Source organism: Haloarcula sp. KBTZ06 (assembly GCF_048595605.1).
Taxonomy (GTDB): Archaea; Halobacteriota; Halobacteria; order Halobacteriales; family Haloarculaceae; genus Haloarcula; species Haloarcula hispanica.
The window spans coordinates 2,988,408-3,005,563 of record NZ_CP184337.1; the positions used below are offsets into that span (position 1 = coordinate 2,988,408).

The 17,156-nt window shown below is 64.0% G+C and carries 21 protein-coding genes and 1 tRNA gene; 13 read left to right on the plus strand and 9 right to left on the minus strand.

The features are described 5' to 3' along the window. Positions 1–3: 3 nt before the first annotated feature. Entirely contained in the window at positions 4–1,095 is a 1,092-nt protein-coding gene (locus ACNO8S_RS15560; protein WP_064288536.1) for an aminopeptidase, read from the plus strand. Positions 1,096–1,380: 285 nt separating this feature from the next. Beyond that, entirely contained in the window at positions 1,381–1,755 is a 375-nt protein-coding gene (locus ACNO8S_RS15565) for a YccF domain-containing protein (RefSeq protein WP_008307173.1), read from the plus strand. A gap of 3 nt (positions 1,756–1,758) precedes the next feature. Here the strand turns inward: ACNO8S_RS15565 and ACNO8S_RS15570 are convergent, their stop codons facing one another. Next, positions 1,759–2,274, minus strand: a complete 516-nt coding sequence (locus ACNO8S_RS15570) for a CNNM domain-containing protein (protein ID WP_008307172.1) — start codon at positions 2,272–2,274, stop codon at positions 1,759–1,761. A 107-nt stretch (positions 2,275–2,381) separates the two neighbouring features. Here ACNO8S_RS15570 and ACNO8S_RS15575 point away from each other — a divergent pair, with 107 nt between their 5' ends. Next, positions 2,382–2,702, plus strand: a complete 321-nt coding sequence (locus ACNO8S_RS15575) for a zinc ribbon domain-containing protein (protein WP_420182249.1) — start codon at positions 2,382–2,384, stop codon at positions 2,700–2,702. Here the strand turns inward: ACNO8S_RS15575 and ACNO8S_RS15580 are convergent, their stop codons facing one another. Together ACNO8S_RS15580 and ACNO8S_RS15585 are read right to left on the minus strand one after the other, a co-directional pair. Then, positions 2,703–3,542, minus strand: a complete 840-nt coding sequence (locus ACNO8S_RS15580) for a DUF1109 domain-containing protein (RefSeq protein WP_420182250.1) — start codon at positions 3,540–3,542, stop codon at positions 2,703–2,705. 101 nt (positions 3,543–3,643) lie between these two features. After that, entirely contained in the window at positions 3,644–4,672 is a 1,029-nt protein-coding gene (locus tag ACNO8S_RS15585; RefSeq protein ID WP_420182251.1) for a radical SAM protein, read from the minus strand. 134 nt (positions 4,673–4,806) lie between these two features. Between ACNO8S_RS15585 and ACNO8S_RS15590 the strand changes: the two genes are divergently transcribed. From ACNO8S_RS15590 to ACNO8S_RS15610, 5 genes are all read left to right on the plus strand, one after another. Beyond that, on the plus strand, positions 4,807–6,141 hold the full coding sequence (locus tag ACNO8S_RS15590; RefSeq protein WP_420182252.1) for an MFS transporter: 1,335 nt from the start codon (positions 4,807–4,809) through the stop codon (positions 6,139–6,141). 41 nt (positions 6,142–6,182) lie between these two features. Beyond that, positions 6,183–6,683, plus strand: coding sequence for a phosphate-starvation-inducible PsiE family protein (locus tag ACNO8S_RS15595; protein ID WP_420182253.1), 501 nt, complete (start codon positions 6,183–6,185; stop codon positions 6,681–6,683). 45 nt (positions 6,684–6,728) lie between these two features. After that, entirely contained in the window at positions 6,729–7,826 is a 1,098-nt protein-coding gene (locus ACNO8S_RS15600) for a DUF373 family protein (RefSeq protein ID WP_420182254.1), read from the plus strand. Continuing rightward, on the plus strand, positions 7,826–8,122 hold the full coding sequence (locus tag ACNO8S_RS15605; protein ID WP_014039060.1) for a hypothetical protein: 297 nt from the start codon (positions 7,826–7,828) through the stop codon (positions 8,120–8,122). Before ACNO8S_RS15600 ends, ACNO8S_RS15605 begins: the two co-directional genes overlap by 1 nt. A 54-nt stretch (positions 8,123–8,176) precedes the next feature. Continuing rightward, positions 8,177–8,281 (plus strand) — tRNA-Arg (locus ACNO8S_RS15610). Positions 8,282–8,873: 592 nt separating this feature from the next. Here the strand turns inward: ACNO8S_RS15610 and ACNO8S_RS15615 are convergent. Together ACNO8S_RS15615 and ACNO8S_RS15620 are read right to left on the minus strand one after the other, a co-directional pair. Beyond that, positions 8,874–9,236 (minus strand): group I truncated hemoglobin, encoded by a 363-nt coding sequence (locus tag ACNO8S_RS15615; protein WP_050037307.1) that lies wholly within the window; start codon positions 9,234–9,236, stop codon positions 8,874–8,876. A gap of 131 nt (positions 9,237–9,367) precedes the next feature. After that, positions 9,368–10,831, minus strand: coding sequence for a hypothetical protein (locus tag ACNO8S_RS15620; RefSeq protein WP_420182255.1), 1,464 nt, complete (start codon positions 10,829–10,831; stop codon positions 9,368–9,370). Between the two features lie 145 nt (positions 10,832–10,976). Here ACNO8S_RS15620 and ACNO8S_RS15625 point away from each other — a divergent pair, with 145 nt between their 5' ends. Next, positions 10,977–11,426, plus strand: a complete 450-nt coding sequence (locus ACNO8S_RS15625) for a TRAM domain-containing protein (RefSeq protein WP_151102720.1) — start codon at positions 10,977–10,979, stop codon at positions 11,424–11,426. A 74-nt stretch (positions 11,427–11,500) separates the two neighbouring features. Then, the gene (locus ACNO8S_RS15630) at positions 11,501–12,283 is read left to right on the plus strand and encodes an SDR family oxidoreductase (protein ID WP_014039064.1); all 783 of its coding nucleotides are present in this window, start codon (positions 11,501–11,503) and stop codon (positions 12,281–12,283) included. A 21-nt stretch (positions 12,284–12,304) separates the two neighbouring features. On the opposite strand, the gene ACNO8S_RS15635 is transcribed toward ACNO8S_RS15630, so the two are convergent. Beyond that, positions 12,305–13,300, minus strand: a complete 996-nt coding sequence (locus ACNO8S_RS15635) for a mannose-1-phosphate guanylyltransferase (protein WP_420182256.1) — start codon at positions 13,298–13,300, stop codon at positions 12,305–12,307. Between the two features lie 82 nt (positions 13,301–13,382). Continuing rightward, complete coding sequence (locus tag ACNO8S_RS15640) at positions 13,383–13,667, minus strand: DUF7091 family protein (RefSeq protein WP_004960042.1); 285 nt, start codon at positions 13,665–13,667, stop codon at positions 13,383–13,385. A gap of 178 nt (positions 13,668–13,845) precedes the next feature. On the opposite strand from ACNO8S_RS15640, the gene ACNO8S_RS15645 reads away from it, so the two are divergent. Both ACNO8S_RS15645 and ACNO8S_RS15650 read left to right on the plus strand, forming a co-directional pair. After that, on the plus strand, positions 13,846–14,790 hold the full coding sequence (locus ACNO8S_RS15645) for a replication factor A (protein ID WP_050037312.1): 945 nt from the start codon (positions 13,846–13,848) through the stop codon (positions 14,788–14,790). Further along, entirely contained in the window at positions 14,791–15,405 is a 615-nt protein-coding gene (locus ACNO8S_RS15650) for an RPA family protein (protein WP_014039067.1), read from the plus strand. 46 nt (positions 15,406–15,451) lie between these two features. Here the strand turns inward: ACNO8S_RS15650 and ACNO8S_RS15655 are convergent, their stop codons facing one another. Further along, positions 15,452–15,880: a VOC family protein gene (locus ACNO8S_RS15655; RefSeq protein ID WP_014039068.1), complete on the minus strand. Its 429-nt coding sequence runs from the start codon at positions 15,878–15,880 to the stop codon at positions 15,452–15,454. Positions 15,881–16,013: 133 nt separating this feature from the next. Between ACNO8S_RS15655 and ACNO8S_RS15660 the strand changes: the two genes are divergently transcribed. Beyond that, positions 16,014–16,448 (plus strand): CopG family transcriptional regulator, encoded by a 435-nt coding sequence (locus ACNO8S_RS15660; protein ID WP_004515935.1) that lies wholly within the window; start codon positions 16,014–16,016, stop codon positions 16,446–16,448. Here the strand turns inward: ACNO8S_RS15660 and ACNO8S_RS15665 are convergent. Beyond that, entirely contained in the window at positions 16,440–16,892 is a 453-nt protein-coding gene (locus ACNO8S_RS15665; protein ID WP_004590290.1) for a DUF5814 domain-containing protein, read from the minus strand. The two genes, ACNO8S_RS15660 and ACNO8S_RS15665, sit on opposite strands and share 9 nt — an antisense overlap. Between the last annotated feature and the right edge of the window lie 264 nt (positions 16,893–17,156).

Here is a 17,156-nt window from a genome sequence, read left to right on the forward strand (position 1 = left end):
TGTATGGACCCACGTATTCGCGAACACGCAGAAGTCATCGTCGACCACTCTATCGACCTGAGCGAAGGCGACAACCTCGTTATCGACGCCCACCCGCAGGCTTCGGACCTCGTCACCGCGCTACACGAGTTCGCCGCTGACCGCGGCGCGAACCCGCTCGTTGTGCAGAACCGCCTCGGCGAGCGGTTCCGGCGCGCCTACCTCCGCAACCGGGACGAGTTCGAGACGCCGAGCCACATCGAGGCGCTGTACGAGGAGATGGACGCGTACATCGCTATCAAGGGCAGCGACAACGTCACCGAGACCAGCGATGTCGACCCCGAAACGACAGCCGCCTACCAGCAGTCCCAGCAGCCACTCTTGAACGAGCGGCTCTCGAAGACCTGGTGTCTCACCCAGTACCCCGCGCCCGCGAACGCCCAGCTCGCCCAGACCTCCACAGAGGGGTACGAGAACTTCGTCTGGGACGCCGTCCTCAAAGACTGGGACGCCGTTCGCGAGCACCAGGCACAGATGGTCGAGATACTCGACCCCGCTGAGGAGGTACGCATTGTCTCGGGAGAGACGACCGACGTGACGATGTCTATCGCCGGCAACGAGACGCTCAACGATTACGGCGAGAAGAACCTGCCCGGCGGTGAGGTGTTCACTGCGCCAGTCTCCGACAGCGTCGAGGGCGAGGTGCTGTTCGACAAGCCGCTGTACCATCAGGGCCGGGAAGTGACCGACGTCTTCCTCCGCTTCGAGGACGGCGAAGTCGTCGAGCACAGCGCCGCCAAGAACGAGGACCTCCTGACAGAGGTGTTGTCGACTGATGACGGTGCGAGCCGACTCGGCGAACTGGGTATCGGAATGAACCGGGATATCGACCAGTTCTCCTACAATATGCTGTTCGATGAAAAGATGGGTGACACCGTTCATATGGCGGTAGGGCGAGCCTACGACGAGACGGTTGGCGAGGACAACGAGCAAAACGAATCGGCCGTCCACGTCGACATGATCGTCGACATGAGCGAGGACTCGTTCATCGAAGTCGACGGCGAAGTCGTGCAGCGGAACGGGACGTTCGTCTTCGAAGACGGGTTCGAGGTCTGAGTACTGACCGCGAACGGAGTGAGCGGCTTTTTTCATCGCCGGGAGAGCACGCTCTCCCGAGCCCTCGTTCGCTCCGCTCACGAGGACGACGTTTTTCAAGGAGCGGTCGCCAGCGGCGACCCGACGCCGAAAAAGGTCGGTGCAAGTCGTGCAGCGGAACGGGACGTTCGTCTTCGAAGACGGGTTCGAAGCGTAACGCCGGACCCACACTGTGTGGCTGGCTCGGTTTCTGTCCTCACACACCGGACAGGAAGCTTATGATGCCGGCCGGGGTATGTTCCAAGTATGAGTGAACAGCGGTCCCTCCTCGTTCGGGCGGTGTGGTTTCTGCTCGTCGGCTGGTGGGTCACTGGCATCTGGCTCTCGGTCGCGTGGCTACTGAACGTCACGATCATCGGCATCCCGCTGGGCATCAAGATGATAAACAGGGTACCGCTCGTGCTGACGCTCAAGCGACGCGACCGACTCGTCACAGAGACCGACGGTGGCTCGCAACACTCGCTGCTCGTCCGCGCGGTCTGGTTCGTCTTCGTCGGCTGGTGGGCCAGCGGCGTCTGGACCGGCGTCGCGTACGCGCTATCGGTGACGATCATCGGTCTCCCGCTGGCGATCTGGATGTACAACAAACTGCCGTTCGTCGTCTCTCTGTACCAGTACTGACGGTCAGTCCAGGTACGGCTTCTCGATGTCGGTTTCGACGGGGATGAGGGCGTTTATGCGACTGGTAATTCCGTCGAACAACGTGATAAGCGGGGAGAGCACGCGCTCGACGATCCGGACCGGCGATGCGACGGTCAGGGCCCATTCCTGCGCGTTGCCGAGGCCGAACGCCTTCGGTACGATTTCGCCGAAAATCAGGATGAGGAAGCTCGTCACGACCGTGGTTGCAACGACCGCCGGCCCTGGGGAGAGATAGCTCGCGACGAGGACGGTGATGATGCTCGAAATCGCGATGTTGACGATGTTGTTGCCGACCAGCAGTGTCACCAGCAGGCGGTGTGGGTTGTCGTACAGCTCTTCCAGCACCTGGGCCTGTCGGTCGCCCGTCGCCGCCTGCTGTGCTATCCAGTCCTTCTGTAGCGAGAACACTGCGATCTCCGAGCTCGAAAAGAACGCGCTCAACCCGAGGAGCAAGACCACGGCGAGTCCGCCACCGACTGCCACGATAGGGCCACTCATACCCTGTCTTCAGCGAGACAGGGCAAGAAGGCGTCGACGCGGCCTGACGGCCCGCGAGCCGACGGATGCGGCGAAGGATACTCGACGTTCCAGCCCATTGTGACTGTATGCCACTCGGCCAGATGGAACTGGCGTTGCGCGTCATCGCTGGCCTGTTCGTCATCGTCGCACCGACGCTGCTGTTTCTTGGACTGTGGCGCGGCCTCGAAGCGATGCGTGACGACGAACTCATCCAGCAGGCCCACCAGCGCGCCGAGATGCGGGACCAGTCGGCGACCGGACCAGACTGGTCGGCCGACGTATTGACCGACGCCGAGGCGTCACCGCTGTCGGCGACCAATATGTCGGTCGTGACCTGTAGCACCTGTGGCACGCCGAACATGCAAGACGCCACCTACTGTCAGGAGTGTTTCACGGAACTGGAGTAATCAGTCTAACGTGTCGTTTTCGCCGACCTGAATCGCTATCGTCGGCTCGGACCGCTCGGTACTGCAGCCAATCCCCTGTTCGATGGCGTACGTTTTTGACGCCGTCCGGTTCGGGTCAATCGGTAACTCGGCGGTGACGGTGTAGGACTTCGTCGTCGAAGCGCCGATGGTGTCCTCGTCCCACTGGATATCGGTGTCTACGTACACGCTGTCCTGCGGGTGGTCTGTCGGCCCGACCAGACAGCCCGAAAGCGAGGGGAGGTCTAGCGCTCGCAGGAACGGTGACGGGTTCGATGCGGTAACGGCTCCGATCTCCGCCTCGATGTACGGGTACCTGTCCTGGCTCTCTCCTGCCTCCGGAGCCGGCACGGTGACGGACCCGTTCGTCTGCACGTCGTAGGTCACCCCGCCACTGAGCGCGTCGGCTCCCACGAGCACGCCGCTCACGACGAGGAGGCCGCCGAGGGCGACTGCCGCTGTTTGCCGCGACGGTGTCGGAATCCCCGCTCGGAGCGCGTAGCCGAGTCCGACGAACAGTCCCGCCGACGCGGCGAGCAACAGGAACGTCCCCGTTTCGCCCGGCGAATACCGGACGACGACGTAGCCGACGAACACGACGTAGGTCACGCCACTGAGAGCGAAGGCTACGACGTCAAGCACGTCCCGTTCGAGGGCCACACCCGCAACGAACAGCGCAACAAAGCCCAGCAACAGCAGCGCCGCTTTCACCGTTATCGAGAGATCGAACACGACGTCCCGGACGAAATACAGCAGCGCCGCCGCGGCGAACAGGACACCGAGTGCGTACAGGAGTTTGCCGCTGTCGATAGCCAGGCGCATGGAGGGTCACTGGCATTTCTCTTAGCTGATAGATAAAGCCACGGCTGGACAGCACAGGCCTGTGTGATGCAGAAACCGGACAGAAAAACAGAACCCTGGTCTCAGTCGTCAGCCGTTGCCCGTCCAGCGTCAGCACCGTTGGACAGCGGCGTCCGCTCGACGACCGTCCCGTCGTAGGTCGGGTACTGCTCGACGATTTCGCCCTTCTCGACGTCACCTTCCTCGACCATCTCCTCCAGCAGCCACCAGGCGAGTTCGACGTGCTCGGATTTGACGGTGTAGTACTCTTCGGGGACGCCGAGGGTTTCAAGCCGAGCCTCGGAGGTCCACGCCTTCCCGTAGACGAGCGTCCCGTCGTCGGTCACGTCGTCGAACGGCCGGCGGATGTTGCGGGCCATCCGCTTGAGCCGCGAGCGGTGTTGCGCGGCGTCTTTGAACACGCTCGTACAGAAGTACACCTTCTCGTGGTCGCCCATCTTCTCCAGGATGTCGTGGGAGCCCTCGACAGCGCTCATGTGGTCTTCCTTCAGTTCGAAGCCCTCCTCCTGCATCCGGCGGTAGTTCCCGTCGGACATCTCGAACTCGTTGATGTTACAGAAGTCGGCCGCGCCCTCGTCGAGGAACTCGAGGAATTCCTCCTCGGCGCGGATGCCGGGAATCTCGAAGGCGGGGGTCAGTCCCTCCTCGCGGGCGATGTAGAGGATGTCTTCCCACTCGGTCCCGTGAAGGTCGCCCCACTGCTCCAGCGGCGGGTGGAAGCGGATCTCGTCGAGACCCGCTTCCGAGAGGCGGCGCATGTTCTCGCGGCCGCCGGGGATGCCGGTGTAGAGGTGCGTGTGGTGGTCCTCGCCGAACTCGTCTTTCAGCAGTTCCAGGTAGTGACAGGTCCGGTCGAGCACTTCCTGGGGTTCGCCGCCGGTGATCGATGTGCCGAGCGCGCTCATGCGCTTGGCCTCCTCGATGACGTCCGAGTCGTCCTCGATAGGACGCTCGTTGGCGTACATCTGGGTGACGTTCTTGCGGTTTTCCCCGAGGGGACAGTAGAAGCAGTCTCGCTGGTCGCAGTAGCCGTAGACGAACAGCACCATCTTGCCGCCTTTGGCACACTGTTCGCAGCCCTCGGAAATCATTGTCTCTAGCCACTCCTCCCAGCGGGAAAAAGCGTGCGCATCGGGCCTGGCATGGGATGAGACGACATGGGTTGTCTCCCCGATTGTCCCGGCCGCCCGGCGCTCTTATCCCGCACCCCGACGCAAAGGGTTGTATGACAGACACTGGGACCGGTATCACCGGGTCCCGCCGCCGCCGTGGCCTCGCGGTGGTCTTTTTCGTCGTCTTTCTGGACCTGCTGGGCTTCGGTATCATCATCCCTATTCTGCCGTACTACACGCGCACGTTCCCGGGCGGCACGGAGTTCGTCATCGGACTGCTCGCGGCGTCCTACTCTGCGATGCAGTTCGTCTTCGCACCGCTGCTTGGCTCGCTGTCGGACCGCGTCGGTCGCCGCCCGGTGCTGGTGGTGTCGCTGTGTGGCTCCGTCGTCGCGTGGACGGTGTTTGGGCTGGCCGACGCGCTGTGGCTCCTGTTTCTGTCCCGGATGCTGGCCGGCGCGATGGGCGGGAACCTCTCGACGGCACAGGCCTACGTCGCCGACGTGACGCCGCCGGAGCGGCGGGCCGCGGCCCTGGGGTTCATCGGGGCCGCGTTCGGCCTCGGCTTCATCTTCGGCCCCGGTATCGGCGCGGTGTTGAGCTTCGACGCCACGGTTACCGCCGTCGACGGCCTTTTGCCGGCGGCCGTCCCGATAACCCGGTTTTCGCTCCCGAGCTTCGCCGCCGCGGCCGCGAGCCTGGGTGGCGTGTTCGTCGCACTCCTCTTTCTCCCCGAGTCCAGAAGAGCGTCCACGTCCACGGACACGACGGAACGTACGTCTGCGGTTACGCAACTCCGAACGGCGGTGGCGACGCCGGGTCTCCGTCCCCTGCTCGTGGCCTTCTTTCTCGTCTCTTTCGCCTTCTCCGGCGTGCAGGTGATGTTCGTCCCCTACGTCGCCGACATCTACGGCTACACCGCGGCCCAGAGCGCGCTGCTGTTGACCTACATCGGCGTCGTCGCGGTCATCACGCAGGGGGTCCTCGTTGGCCGGCTCTCGGCCCGCTACACCCCGGTCCGGCTCTCGGTGTTCGGGACCGGGCTGCTCGTCGTCGGCGTCGGCGCGATCCCGATTTCGCGGCCCATCGGGTCGGTACTCCCCGACCTGACCAATCTCGTCCCGTTTCTTACTGCTGACCTGCTTGGCTTGCTTCTCGTGCTGACAGTGCTGCCGCTCGGCAACGGTATCCTCTCGGTGACGCTGACAGCGCTGGTTTCCCAGCAGGCCAGCGCGGCCCTCCAGGGGAGCGCCTTCGGCGTCACGCAGGGCGCTGGCAGTCTCGCCCGGACCGTCGGCCCGCCGGTCATGGGGGGACTGTACTTCGCCGTCGGCTACTGGTCGCCCTTCGTCGTCGGGAGCGTCCTGTTGCTCCCGGTGCTGTGGCTCGTCGCCAGATTGGGCGCGACACCGGAGTCCTACGAGCCCCGGCCGGCGGACCCACGCTAGATGGGGCCTGCTTTGAATGGGCTGGCGTTCGTTTCGTGCGTATGGACGACGAGGAGTCCGACCCCGTCGGCGGGCCGCTACCGGCGGCGAAGTCGTTTGACGACAAGGTGCTCGGAATCAGCGAGACGGCGATTCGGTACGTCGAAGTCGTCGCGGCACTGGTGATCGTCCTCCTCTTTGCTATCGGCGTGTTCGACCTGAGCCTCCAGATATTCCAGAGCGCGCTCCGTGGCGACATCACCGACCCGCTGGTCGTCGTCGGTTTCATCGACACTGCCCTCCTCCTGTTCATCATCGTCGAGGTGTACCAGACCGTCGTCGCGTACACGCAGGAAAGTGAAACCCGACGTATCGTTCGCCTGGTCATCTACACGGGCGTCATCGCGATGGTCCGGAAGGCTATCATCTTCCGCACCGGCGAGTACGCCTCCGAGCAGGCCGCGCTCACCGCCGCAGCGGCGTACACGCTCATCATTCTCGGGCTCGCCGCACTGCTGCTCGTCGAGCGGCGGACCCGCGGGACGCTGCCGGAATCAGGGTGAGGCGGTCCCGAAAGAAGTTAAACACAGACGGCATAGCGCCGGTAGATGCTGCTGGTGCTGTGTATCGACCTCGACGACGACCTCGGCCGCAAGACCGGTATCGAGACGCCAGTCATCGGGCGCGATGCCGTCGTAGACGCAGCGGTGGCGCTGGCCTCGAACGACCCGGAGGACTCCGACGTGAACGTCCTCTTCGAGGGCGTCCACATCTACGACGACATCACCGACGAACCGGTCGAAGTCGCGGCCGTCACCGGTGTCGACGGGAGCGACGTGGCCGCCAACCGGGCGGTCGGCGAGGAGGTCGATACCGTTCTCGCGTCGCTGGCGGCCAGCGAGGACGTGCGGGCGCTCATCGTCACCGACGGCGCACAGGACGAATCGGTGGTCCCTGTCATCCGCTCGCGGGTCCGTATCGACGGCGTCCGCCGCGTCGTCGTCCGCCAGGCACAGAACCTCGAATCGATGTACTACACCATCAAGCAGGTGCTCGACGACCCGGAGACCCGCGGCACAATTTTGGTTCCGCTCGGTATCCTCCTGCTCATCTACCCGCTGACAATCGCCATCGAGGCGCTGGGCTACCCCGGCTCCGCGCTGGGTGTCATCTCCGGCCTGCTTGGGCTCTACATCCTCGCCCGGGGCCTCGGCGCTGAGAAGATACTGGACGAAGCGGTCGAACGGGTGACTTCAGGGCTGTACGCCGGCCGCGTGACGATCATCACCTACGTCGTCGCGGCCGCGCTACTCGCCATCGGCGGCGTCAGCGGCGTTCAGGAACTCGAACGCCAGACCGACCCCGACGCTCTGGAAGTCATCGCGTCGCTGGTTTCGGGAGCGATCCAGTGGTTCGCCGCCGCCGGCATCACCTCCAGCCTCGGCCGCGTGACCGACGAGTACCTCGACGGGAGCTTCCGCTGGCGGTATCTCAACGCCCCCTTCTACGTCCTGTCGATTGCCGCCGTGTTGCACGCCGTCAGCGCCTTCTTCCTCGGGATTCGGGATCTGGAGTACCTTGCGGTGATGCTCACCGGCGGGACCCTGCTTGGTCTGGTCAGCACGCTGGCCTTCGCCGTCGCGGAGGCCCGCTTCGACCACCCCGAACAGCACAATCAAGGCCCCGGCGGTCCCTCGTCCGAGTGATGTACGTCTCCCGTGCCGTCGAGAGCCTGCGTGCGGACCCAATCGAAGGCGAGCCCGTCGAGTTGCTTCTCGAAACGGCTGAGGATGCTGACCCCGACCGTGTCGCCGCGGCCGTGGCGGCCGCCGGCGCGACCGTCGAGCGCCACCTCCAGTTCGACGACCTGCTGGTCTCGACCACGCAGGACGAAATCGACGCCCTCTGTGAGCTGGACGGGCTGACCGCGATTCAGACCGGGAACGTCAACGCCATTACGACGGCTGATGACGTCGAAGAAGACCTCGACCACGGTGACTGACCGGCGATCGCGTTCCGCATTTCTTTTGTCACTACCGGAAGTACACGACAGCGAGGGCACGTAGCTCAGTCCGGATAGAGCGTCGGACTTCTATCTCCGCTGGCGCTGCCATCGGGGGAAGATATCCGACGGTCGTGGGTTCGAATCCCACCGTGCCCGTGAAGCCGCTGAACGATAGTGAAGCGTGCTGAACCGCAGCACGCAGGGGGATTCGAATCACGCCAGACCGAACGAAGTGAGGCCTGGCCTCGGGTGAGAATCCCACCATCCCGCTATCTCCGAATAAACGTAACGTAGACAGCCACGCTACACGCCGAGGAGTCACATTCTCAAAACAACAAACGCGCCATCGGTCGCATTCCAGCGTCCCCCGCGGTTCGCTGCCGACTGACCGCTCTGAAAATGCCTGTCACCGCCCGTATGTCTCACCAGAACCAGTCTTTAGAATGTCGCAGTGAAGGGTGCACTACTGCCAATACCTAGTCGGCTCGCATGACCTGTCAGAGGCACGGAACCCGACTTGGGGGGATGGTATCAGTTTCGCACCCTCCACAACCATGGTTTTCCCGGCGAGACGTATGAAACAGCGACATTTTCACACCCAGCTATTGTTTTGACAACACGGGTGAACCATCGGTACTGCTACTACTGGGGCTGTGCCTGCTCACAGGGCCAGCCCTACAGCGACACCGAGCTGTTCCGGTCTCCGAACGGCTCCGGCGCTGTGTCTGAATGCGTCCGAACCCCGGTGCTACGCTTCTACGATGTCGTCTTCCATGGCAGCGACCTCAGTGAGAATCGCTTCGACGTCGTCGTCGGGGACGCCGTTCTCCCGGAGCGCGGCTTCGAGGTGGGTCGCGACGTTGGCGAACGCTTCTTCGGTGATTCCCATGCCTTCGTGGGCGGTCTGCATGTCATCGCCGTCGTAGTCGACCGGTCCGCCGGCGACGGCACTGATGAACTGCGCCTGGTGGCTGCGGAGCTGGTCCATGTCGGTCGCTTCGAAGTACGGGTCGAGCACCGGGTCGTCGAGCACCCGGTCGTAGAAGTCCGAGACCACCGCGTCGACCGCGTCGCGACCGCCGATCCGCTCGAAAATGGACTGTGATGCCATTGTCAGGTGACAGGTAAGCGGCCGGCATGACAGTTGTGGAAAAACATATTCGGCACAGAACGCCGCGTTGGCGCTCGGACGCGATGCGTGGCCTAGCCCCTCTCAAAGTAGGCCAAGCGCTCATCGAAGCGCTACAGCCGTTTGCGCCGTCGCTGCCGACCGACCAGTACCACCGACAGTATGCCGAGCGTCCCGAGCATGGTCCACTCCCCGTGACGGTCGGTGACGGGCCGTGCGGTACCGACGCCGTGCTTGCCCTCGTCGTCGCCGCTGGTCGCTGTGGCCGGGCTGCTATCGACTGACGGCGCGAAATTCGCCTGCCGGTCGGTCGTATCCTCCGCGCCGCTTCGCCGCAGGTCACGATCAGTGAGCGCGTCGGTCTGGACTGACGGCGCGGTGTCAGTGACAGCCTGTCGAACGAACGCGTCGAGGTCGTCCCCGGCGACAGCCGACACCGTCTCGGCGAACAGCCTGAGTGTAATTCGCTCGTCTCGCCGAGTCAGCCCGTCGAGGACCGCTTCGAACGTTCGGTTCCCGTCGGTCGCCTGCCGGAGGCGGGCGTCGATAGCCGCGACGACACGCGTTCCCTTGTGGTACTGCGCGCCCGGCCCGTCCCAGCTATCGGGCTGTGTCAGGTCCGCGGTTTCGTGGCGCTCGGTCGTAATCCTCTCATGAAACTGGTCTTTTTTGATACCGCTCGCGCTGTAGGTGAGCGCCGCGGTGTGATAGTCCGCGCTCCCCTCACTGAGCCAGTCCATCGCCGGTGTCGTCTCGAACGTCTCCCGGGTGTGGCGGTACTCGTGGACCCAGACGTTGACCGGGGAACGGACGGGTTCGCCGGCGTTGACGATGACATCCGACTCGCCGTTCGACGGGGAGTACCCGCCCGGTGCGAGTTCGTTCGGCGCGACGAACACGCGGATGTGGTCGTGATCCGTTCCGGCGGTCGAGGCACGCTTCGCGTGACTGATGGAGTCCAAGACGGCGGTTCGGTTGGGTCGCAGGTCCGCAGCCGCCGGGACAACGAGGGTGATTCGGTCCCCGTCGACTGTTCTGAGTTCTGTCTCGTGTGGGCCGATGTAGGCGGCCGTACGCCCGGCGACACCGTTCTGGCCAGGCGCGAGTACGAGCGACTCGTTCCATGTGGGTCGCGGCCCGGCGCGCCAGCGCCAGCGGGCACGCAGTGACACTTCCTGTCTGGCCAGCAGCGTCCAGTTGTCGGTGTCGGCGGTCCGCTGGCCGAACGTCGTCGAGAGTCCGACCGGCACAGTGTAGGTCAACTGTGCTGTCCTCGTATCGCCGCTGAGACGCCAGCGGTCGCCATCTGACCGGAGGCCGTCGGCTCGGAGGACTGTCGTCTCCGCCGGCGTCCGCACCGACAGTCCAGTGACGTGCCGTGGTCGCTCAATCGTCGCGGTCACCCGTACCCGACCGGTCTGGGTCGGCTCTCTGTCGATTGCGTACCGGACATCAATCGAACTATCGCTGTCGCTGGTGCCGATTTGTGCCGGTGGACTCGACTCGACACCGAGGGCGACTGGAGACGTGCAAACCAGAAGCAGGCAAACCAGCCCTGCCGACATCTGCGTTCTCATAGCTCTGGGCGCTGCCGAATGCTACGCGACAACCAGCGAGTGGCAGTAAAGTGTGTGCCGGTGAAAATCTCAAACGTAATAACAGGCTGTGCGGCGCGGAGATGGGGTCGCAAGCGTTTTGCCAGCGGCCACGTTATCCCCTGATATGGCCGATTGTCCGCTCGCAGACGACTGTCCCAAATTCACCGAACGAATCCAGGGGATGGGCTGTACCCACTACGGCGACCGTGGCGGCGCCGAGTGGTGCAATCACTACAACCAGCCGATCTCGGAGCTCAAGAGCCAGCCGGTCAAGATGGGCGAGGAAGTCGCCGTCGACGTCGAGGACATCCACGAGAGCGGTGCCGGCGTCGGTCGGACCGAGGACGGCTTCATCATCATGGTGGACGGCGTGCTCCCGCCGGCCCGCTCGCTGGTCAAGGTGACCAACGTCCACTCGAACCACGCCCGCGCCGAGGAGGTCGAGCGACTGGAGATGGACGAAGAGCTCTCCGAATCCGAAACCAGCGAGAGCGACACCGAGACCGACGAGACGGACGACGACCCCGACGACGGCCGGCGTCTCGGGAGCCGGGACAACTTCTGGGGCAGCTAGGCCGCTGTGCAGTCACGGTAACTGGGACAGTTTGCGAGCGGGACTTTTTGGGACAGTCGGTACTTCTCCCGGACATGGACCTCGAACTCGATGGCAACGCAGCGCTGTGTACCGCCGCGACGAGCGGCCTCGGACTCGCGAGCGCCGAAGCCCTCGCCGCTGAGGGTGCCGACGTGGCCGTCTGTGGCCGAACGCCGGAACACGTCGACGAGGCACGGGACCGGCTCGAATCAATCGGCGACGGCGACGTACTGGCCGTCGAGGCCGACATCACCGACCCCGATCAGATCGAAGCGCTCGTCGAGGAGACCGTCGACACCTTCGGCGGCCTCGACCACGTCGTTACCAGCGCCGGCGGCCCGGCCCCCGGACCGTTCATGGAGACGACCGAACGGGACTGGTACGGCGCGTACGACCTGCTGGTGATGAGCGCCGTCTGGACCACCCGGACCGCCTATCCGTATCTCCGGGACTCCGACGACGGTACTATCGTCAACATCACCTCCCGATCCGTCAGGGAGGTCATCGACGACCTGGTGCTCTCGAACGCTGTCCGCCGGGCCGTCATCGGCCTGATGAAGACCCAGGCCCGCGAGTTCGCGCCGGAGGTCCGCGTCAACGCCGTCCTCCCCGGTGCACACGAGACGCCCCGCATCGAGGAACTCGTCGAGGCGGCCGTCGAGCGCGGCGAGTACGATTCCTACGAGACGGGCATCGAATCGTGGTCCGACGCGCCGCTGCAGCGCGTTGGCCAGCCCGAGGAACTCGGAGACGTGGTGGCGTTCCTCTCGTCGGCCCGCTCCTCCTACGTCACCGGGACGGCCCTGCCCGTCGACGGCGGCGCGATGCGGAGCTAACAGCCCTGGCCGCCGATCCGCTCAGAATCGCTCGTCATCGCGTAGCTCCGACACGACCTCCCGAACGCGCTGAGCCTCGTCTTTCGGGACGACGAGTGTTCGGTTGTCGAAGGACGCCACCACGAGGTCTTCGACGCCGACGGCGCTGACGTGCCCGTCGCTCGCCAGCACGTTCCCGTCGGCGTCGATGGTAATCGCGTCGCCCAGCACCGCGTTTCCGTCTTGTTTGTCGAGGATGCGCTCGAAGGCGTCCCACGAGCCCAGGTCGTCCCAGTCCAGCGCCGCCGGGACGACGAAGGCGTTCTCGGCGTCTTCGAGCACAGCGTAGTCGATGCTCACCGGGTCAACAGCGGCAAAGGCGGCGTCATGGTCCCCGTCGTCGAGTCGCTCGACCATGGGTGCAAGCGGCGACGACGCCGCGGCGGACAGGAGGGCCGTCGGCGTCCACGCGAACAGGCCGGCGTTCCAGTAGAACCCCTCCCGGACGTACCGCTCTGCGGTCTCCCGGTCGGGCTTCTCGTGGAACGTTTCGACCGGCGCGAAGCCGTTCTCGGACGGTCCGGGCTTGATGTAGCCGTAGCCGGTCGCCGGCCGGTCCGGTTCGATACCGACGGTGACGAGCCCCTCGGTTTCCACTGCGACTCGCGCGGCCGTTCGTGCGACGGTCTCGAACGGCCCCGAAATCCGGTGGTCGCTTGGCAGACACAGCAGAACACAATCGCCGACCTGCTCGCGGATGCGGTGGGCCGCGTACAGAAGCGCCGGGCCGGTGTCCTTGGGCTCTGGCTCGGTCAGCACTGCCGCACTCGGGGCGCGTTCCCGCACCCCGTCGGCGAACGATTCGCGCGTCAACACGTAGGTCTCGTCCGCGAACCCCACTCGATTGACAGTCTCGGCGAGCAGTGACTCCTCTTCGCCAAACGAGAGAAACTGCTTTGGCCGGTCGCTCCGGCTCGCCGGATACAGCCGTGTGCCGGTTCCCCCGGCCAGGACGAGCGCGACGATTGGACGCTCCATACTCGGAGTTAACCCGGCCAGTGCTAAAGTGTTATACTGGCGAACCTGTTGAAAAACGGTCGGAGCCGCTGCCGGCAGCCGCTTACCACGTCTCTATCGTGCCGTCTCTGATGTCCTCGACACAGCCCTGACAGTCCGGACTCTCTGCGTCGTAGCAGACTGGCCGACGCTGCTCGTCCATCGACACCGCGCGGTACTCGGCGTGGCGGCGACAGACGATTCGAGCCCGGCCCTCCTCGTCCCTGGGCAGGCCGGCCTCCGCCGACCGCTTGCCGTTTTTGTAGGCCTTCTTCGCGTCCGAGAGCTGCTGCTCGGCCGACCGCAAGGTATCTCGGATGAACCGTGCGAGTCGGTCGTCGTCGGCCATACTGACCGTTGTGCCCCGCGACAAATCAATCTTCTCGCGTGGCTCTCGCGCCGCGACTGTGGGACCGCAACACCCTCACTCACTTTCACTTTCACTCCGCTGGGCGAGTGTTTATATCCGAAGGCGACCAAGCGTCGGATGTCTCCCAACGAAAACCAGGCGGAGACAGTGAAAGCCAATGACTGAGTCAGATTTGCGTACCCACGCGACAGAGATACACGAGCAGTTTTCCGACCAGCTAGAGATCGACGTCGACGACGTCGTCAAGCGGCTCGATACGCTGGTGAACGACTATCAGGTCCCAATCAGCGAGGCCCGCCGAAGCGTCGTTAACACGTACCTCGACGAGGCCGGTATGGACCGCGACCAGCTGGGCGGCGGCGACGGCGGCGGCAACGAGCAAGTGAACGTCGCCGATGTCGACGCCCCCGAGGAGTGGGTCGACGTTCGCGCGACGGTCGTCGAACTCTGGGAGCCGCGCGCCGACGCCGTGGCCCAGGTCGGCTTGTTGGGCGACGAGACGGGCACGATCAAGTTCACGAAGTGGTCGAAGTCCGACCTCCCGTCGCTCGAAGAAGGGAAGTCCTACGCCCTGCGCAACGTCGTCACCGACGAGTACCAGGGTCGCTTCTCCGTGAAGCTCAACCGAACGACGACTATCGAGGAACTGGACGAGGCAATTGAGGTCGGCGACGACAGCGTCGAGGCCGAGGGCGCGCTGGTCGACATCCAGTCGGGCTCCGGGCTCATCAAGCGCTGTCCGGAGGACGACTGCACGCGCGTCCTCCAGAACGGCCGCTGTAGCGAACACGGCGAGGTCGAAGGCGAGTTCGACCTCCGAATCAAGGGCGTCCTCGACGACGGCGAGGAGGTCACCGAGGTCATCTTCGACGAGGACGCGACCGAGGAGCTGACCGGCATCGCCCTCGAAGAGGCGAAGGAGATGGCGATGGACGCGCTCGACACCACCGTTGTCGCCGACGAGATGCGACAGAAAATCCTCGGCCGGTATTACCGCGTCCGCGGTCCGACGTTTGGCCGCTACTTGCTCGCCGACGAGCAGGAGCGACTGACCGGGGCCGTGGATGCAGACGAGATTCTCATCAAAGCGAGGTCGATCTAAATGGCGAGTACACCCACCCGCGAGGTCGCACGGCGCGTCTTCGCACGCGAGTTCAACGACGCGAGCTACACGTTCAAGGAATCCGACGACGACCGCGCGCCGGTGTACGTCCTCCTGCCGACCGGCCAGCGCGCCAACCGCGTGTTCCTGGTCGGGACCCTCACCGAAACCGAAGACGTCGGTGAGGACAGCGAGTACTGGCAGGGCCGGGTCGTCGACCCCAACGGCGACACGTTCTTCATGTACGCCGGGCAGTACCAGCCCGACGCGGCGTCGATGCTGCGCGAACTGGAGCCGCCGGCCTACGTCGCTGTCGTCGGCAAGCCACGCACCTACGAGACCGACGAGGGCGAAGTGAACGTCTCGATCCGCCCCGAGTCCATCTCGAAGGTCGACGAAGCGACGCGGGACCGCTGGGTCGTCGAAACGGCCGAGCGAACGCTTGACCGGGTCAAGCGGTACAAGGAAGCCGACATGGAGGACCCGGCCACTGACGAGTATATCTCGATGGCTGACGAGGAGTACGAGCAGTTGTCAATCGAGAACTATCGGCAGTCGGTCGTCGGCGCGCTGGAGAGCCTGCAGGACGAACAGGCCGAAGCCAGCGCGGACTGACCGCGGCACCGTCCTCGATTTTTCGCTGCTGGCAGGTCGACCGGCGCTACGGCTCTAGTAGCTCGATTCGGTTCCCTTCTGGATCGACGACGAACATGATCGTCGTCCCGCTCTCGGTCGTTTGCGGGCCGCTGAGCGTTTCGACATCATCGGGTAGTCGGTCGGCGACCGCATCGAGGTCGTCGACTTCCAGCCCGGGATGGGTCGCTCCCGGTCGATTGAGGTCCGGGTCCGGCATCGCCTCGCCTTCCGGCTCGTAGCTCGCCAGTTCCAGACGCGCGCCGCCGGCGTCGAGGTGCACCAGTTCGGCGCTGGCCCCTTCGATGTCGACGGCGGTGCCGAACGCCTCGTCACCGACCGAGAAGCGCGTCAGCACGTCGAGTCCGAGCACGTCGCGGTAGAACTCGACGGCGCGGTCCAGATCGCTGACGATGATACCGAAGTGGTGAGCGGTCGCGTCGATGTCTGTCGCCATCTCTGCCGATACCGAGGTCGGCCGGCGGTTAAATCACAGCGGTTCGACTGTTGCGACTCACGGCTACCAGGGAATCGGTCCGGTAGCGTCTGACAAACGATTAAATACGTTGCTACTAAAACAGTACGTAACTATGGGCAACAAAAACAAGACTATCTCCTTTCGCGTCAGCGAGGACAAATTCGAAACCCTCCGCGAAATCGCCGAGGAACGCGATATCTCGCTGTCCGCAGTTTTTCGTGACTACGTCGACACGCTTGTTTCCCACGACGGTCAGGTGAAGGTCGCGCCGGAACACGAGTTCGAGGACGACGCAACCGAGACCAGTACCGAGAGCTTCCCGCCGAAAGTCGAAGTTCCGAAGAGCTTCGTCCGCGAGCACGAGCGACTCGAACTCGAAGCCGAACACCTCCGCGAACAACTGGAAGAACACAAGCGCTACGTCACGAAGCTCCGCCAGCAACTCGACGAGATGGATCAAGACGAGGTCATTCATCTCGAAGACCTCGATCAGGGCGAAGAGGAAGACGCCTCCTATCGCATCGGCAGCTTCGACGACCTAGAGTAACCGCTGGCGTTTCTGCTGTACGTCCTCGGCGACGTCGTCGCGCCCATCGACATCGGCCAGGGTTTCCACGGCTTCTAACGTTCTGACGGAGTTATCGAGGAAAGAGAGCACGTCGCCCGGATACGCATACAGCATGTAGTCGTCGCTCATCACGTCGACGATTGCGTCCGGCCCCATTCCCTGTTCGCGCAGTTCCAGCAGGTACGAGATGAACTTCCGCTCGGCACAACCACAGTGGGGGTTGGCCTCACAGTCACAGTCGAGGAAGTCCTCAGCGAAATCCAGGACTCGCTCTCTGGAGGCTTCGTCGAGCTTTGCCAACCCCTCGCCCTGAAAGAGGATGTCCAGCGTCGCACCCTTGAACGCCCCCTTCGGGAAGCTCGTCTCTAGCTGGGAGGCGAGCTGCTGGTGGTTCTTGACGTAGATTTTGTCCGTGATGGCCACGCGTGCCTCTCTGTACGCGTCGGCTGTGTAAAAGCGTCTCGAAGCAGCCGGTGAGCTAGCCGAAATCCACTCCGAACCGACGTGCCACCGCTGTCACGCGCTCTCACGACTCACTGGTTTCCAGATTCGTAACGTATTTCTGTTCCAGCGGAATATCTATGATTGCCTTAACAAGCGTGTCCGGGCTGGGGTAGTGGCATCCTTTAGCCTTGTGGTGGCTAAGAGGCGGGTTCAATTCCCGCGCCCGGACTTAGGCCTTCTACC